This window comes from Kitasatospora sp. NPDC056783 (genome assembly GCF_042789895.1).
In the GTDB taxonomy this organism is placed as follows: domain Bacteria; phylum Actinomycetota; class Actinomycetes; order Streptomycetales; family Streptomycetaceae; genus Kitasatospora.
The window spans coordinates 1-3,517 of record NZ_JBHUAF010000579.1 but is presented as its reverse complement, the minus strand read 5'-3'; the positions used below and the strand labels follow the sequence as shown (position 1 = coordinate 3,517).

General features: G+C 73.5%; 4 protein-coding genes. 3 read left to right on the top strand and 1 reads right to left on the bottom strand.

What is annotated here, in order from left to right; genetic code table 11:
- Nucleotides 1–611 (top strand): low temperature requirement protein A (locus ACFRMQ_RS39355; protein WP_380735703.1); only part of this gene is annotated, 611 nt, incomplete at its 5' end.
- Here the strand turns inward: ACFRMQ_RS39355 and ACFRMQ_RS39350 are convergent.
- Nucleotides 608–1,615 carry a LysR family transcriptional regulator gene (locus ACFRMQ_RS39350; protein WP_380735704.1) on the bottom strand — a complete coding sequence of 336 codons (1,008 nt, stop codon included), beginning with the start codon at nucleotides 1,613–1,615 and terminating at the stop codon, nucleotides 608–610. The two genes, ACFRMQ_RS39355 and ACFRMQ_RS39350, sit on opposite strands and share 4 nt — an antisense overlap.
- A 286-nt stretch (nucleotides 1,616–1,901) precedes the next feature.
- Between ACFRMQ_RS39350 and snpA (ACFRMQ_RS39345) the strand changes: the two genes are divergently transcribed.
- Together snpA (ACFRMQ_RS39345) and snpA (ACFRMQ_RS39340) are read left to right on the top strand one after the other, a co-directional pair.
- Nucleotides 1,902–2,534, top strand: a complete 633-nt coding sequence (snpA, locus tag ACFRMQ_RS39345) for a snapalysin (RefSeq protein ID WP_380735702.1) — start codon at nucleotides 1,902–1,904, stop codon at nucleotides 2,532–2,534.
- Between the two features lie 312 nt (nucleotides 2,535–2,846).
- A complete protein-coding gene (gene snpA / locus ACFRMQ_RS39340; protein ID WP_380735701.1) occupies nucleotides 2,847–3,470 on the top strand; it encodes a snapalysin in 624 nt (207 codons plus the stop codon).
- Nucleotides 3,471–3,517 lie beyond the last annotated feature (47 nt).

Sequence of the window (3,517 nt, the reverse complement as noted above, 5' to 3'; positions counted from 1 at the left end):
CCTCCTGGCACCCGCACCACATCGCCGAGCGGTACGGGCTGTTCACCCTGATCGTGCTCGGCGAGACGGTGGCGGCGGCGACCGTCGCGGTGCAGTCGGCCGTGGACGAGCACGAGGAGCTGGGCCGGCTGATGCCGGTCGCGGCGGGCGGGCTGCTGATCTGCTTCTCGGCCTGGTGGATCTACTTCGCCCGGCCCGTCCACCAGCACCTGCGCACCAACCGGCAGGCCCTGGTCTGGGGCTACGGGCACTACCTGGTGTTCGGCTCGGCGGCGGCGATCGGCACCGGGCTGGAGGTCGCGGTGGAGTCGGCCGTGCACCAGGCGGAGATCTCCGAGGCGGCGGCCACCGCCACGGTCACCGTTCCCACCGCCGTCTACCTGGTCACGGTCTGGTTCCTGCACTCCCGGCACACCAAGCGGGGCATCGCGGCCCAGGCGATGGCACCGGCCGGGGCCGTCCTGGTGCTGGCCTGCACCGCGCTCGGCGGCGCCGGAGTGCTCGCGGCGGGGCTGGTCTGCGCGCTGCTGGTGGCGGTGGGCGTGCTGGTCCACGGGCGGGAGAGCCGGCAGGCCGAGCGGCGGGCGGAGCGGGACCGGCCGCAGGCCTAACCGGTCCGGCCCAGCAGCACCGGCTCGTGCCGCACCAGCCAGGCCAGGTAGGCCGGGCTGACCTTGGCCAGATCCAGGTAGGCGGCCCGCAGTTCGCCGTACAGCGCGTCGAGGGCGGGCGGGCTGAGCGCGCACGGACGCCAGGTGAACAGCAGCCGGACGGCGAGCGGGTCCCCGTGCACCGGGCGGACCACCGTGCCGGGCCCGGGCAGTGAGGTGGGCTGGCAGGGGCGGACGGCCTCGCCGGAGGCGACCAGCTCGGCGGCGGTCGCGTTGTCCCGCACCTGCACCACCCGGGGGTTGAGCCCGGCCTCGTTGAACACCCGGCGCATCGCCGCGTACTCGTGGTCGGCGGTCGGGTCGACCATCCAGGTGTCCTCGGCGAGGTCGGTCAGGTGGACGACCGACCGGGCCGCGGCCGGGTGCCCGGCGGCGAGCGCGACGAACTGCGGTTCGCGGTCCATCAGCACCCGCTGCGCGGCGTCCGGCGGGACCCGGAGCGGGAAGCCCTCGCTCTCGTACACGAAGGCCACGTCCAGCTGGTCGGCGGCGACCATCCGCAGCAGCGCGCTGGCCGAGATGTCCACGTGGATGGTGGTGTCGGTGTCCGGCAGCCGCTCGTGCACCCGGCGCAGCCAGGCCGCGACCGCCCGGCTGCCGACGCTGCCGATGCGCAGCCGCCGCTGTCGGCCGGGCCCGGCCGAGTCCCTGGCCTCCTGGCGGGCGGCGGCCACCAGGGCGGCCATCTCGGTGATCACCGGCCGGGCGCGGGAGAGCACCGAGTGGCCGAGCGCGGTGGGCCGGCTGCCGGTCTGTTCGCGGGTGAAGAGGGTGCCGCCGATGGCTCGTTCGATGCGGTGCAGCTGGGTGGTGAGGGAGGGCTGGGTCATGCCGAGCTGGAGCGCGGCCTTGCGGAGGCTGCCGGTGTCGGCGATCGCGCACAGCACCCGGAGGTGTCTCACGTCGAGCTCCACGTCGGGAGCATAGACGCCGTCACGCCCCATCGCCAAGGACATGACAGGCATCAAGGCATGCCGAAGGGCCGGCCGACGGATCGGCCGACGGATCGGCCGACGCGCGGGCCGGCCCCGGAGCCGGTGGGTCCGGCCGCCATGCGGCGGTGCTATCGCGGGTTGGCATCATCCGTGACGGCCCCGGGCGGGTCGAAGCTCGGTGGACAGCAACCCGCCGCCGGTCACCGCCGGGGCGGTCCCCCACCCGTGCGCCGCCGTCGAACCGGACCCCCACCGGCTCCGGCGGGCCGGCGCACCGCGAAACCGGAGCCCCCACATGAAGCGATCCGCGCTGTCCACCGCCCTGGGCCTGGCCCTCGCGGCCGGCCTCGTGACCATCCCCGTCGCCGCCGCCTCCGCGGCCCCGGCCGTCCAGGGGTACACCCCCTCGACGTACGCCGGCTCCGCCGCCGAGTCGGCGGACAACCAGGCCTTCTTCCAGGCCGTGATGGCCTCGGCCAAGGCCCGGCAGGCCGCGAACCCGTGGCTGCTGAACGTCACCGTGACCTACGACACCGCGAACGCGCCCTCCTTCACCGGCCAGATATCCCAGGCCGCGCAGATCTGGAACAGCTCGGAACGCAACGTGCAGCTCCAGCAGACCGGCGGCAACGGCGACTTCTCGTACTACGAGGGCAACGACAGCCGCGGCTCCTACGCCAGCACCGACGGCCACGGCCACGGCTACGTCTTCCTCGACTACACGCAGAACCAGCAGTACAGCTCGCTGCGCGTGGTGGCGCACGAGACCGGGCACGTGCTCGGCCTGCCCGACGACTACTCCGGCCCGTGCAGCGAGCTGATGTCGGGCGGCGGCCCCGGCCCGTCCTGCACCAATCCCTACCCCGACGGCAACGAGCGCAGCCAGGTCGACTACCTCTGGGCGAACGGTCTTGCGGCAAGGAACTGACAGCGCCGGCAAGTGGGTTCGGCGCGGCGGGCCGCTCGGCCGGAATCGATCGGCCCGCCGCTCCGGGTACTTCCCCGGACGGGAGCCTAGCCCCGTCCGGAACGGAAAACCAGGGGCGCGATTGAGTCAAGACAAGGGAAAGCCGCCTCAAATCGACTCCATAGCGGGGGTATTGGACGGTGCTATCGCTGGTTGGCATCATCCGCGCACGCACCGGGTTGCCCGAAGCTCTGGGGAAACCACCCGTTGACCGGGTGCCTCCCCCGGCCGGCCCCCAACCGGCCACGGCACCCCAGGAACCGGAGCCCCCACATGAAGCGATCCGTGCTGTCCGCCGCCCTCGGCCTCGCCATGGCGGCCGGCCTCGCCGTGCTGCCCACCGCCGCCGCCTCCGCGGCGCCGGCCGCCCCGGCCGTCCAGGGCTACACCGCCACGACGTACGCCGGCTCGGCCGAGGAATCGGCGAACAACCAGGCCTTCTTCCAGGCCGTGATGGCCTCCGCCAAGGCCAAGCAGGCCGCCAACCCGGGCCTGGCGACCGTCACCGTCACCTACGACGCCAGCTCCGCCCCGTCGTTCCGCAACCAGATATCCCAGGCCGCGCAGATCTGGAACAGCTCCGTCGCCAACGTCCAGCTGCGGTCCGGCTCGGCCGCCGACTTCCGCTACTACGAGGGCAACGACAGCCGCGGCTCGTACGCCAGCACCGACGGCCACGGGCGCGGCTACGTCTTCCTCGACTACGCGCAGAACCAGCAGTACAGCTCGGTGCGCGTGGTGGCGCACGAGACCGGGCACGTGCTCGGCCTGCCGGACCACTACTCCGGCCCGTGCAGCGAGCTGATGTCGGGCGGCGGCCCCGGCACCTCCTGCACCAACCCGTACCCGAACACCACCGAGCGCGGCCGGGTGAACTCGATCTGGCTGTACGGCTGATCGGTGCGGTGAGCGTCGAGCCCCGGCCCGGCCGCCCTGGTGCGGCC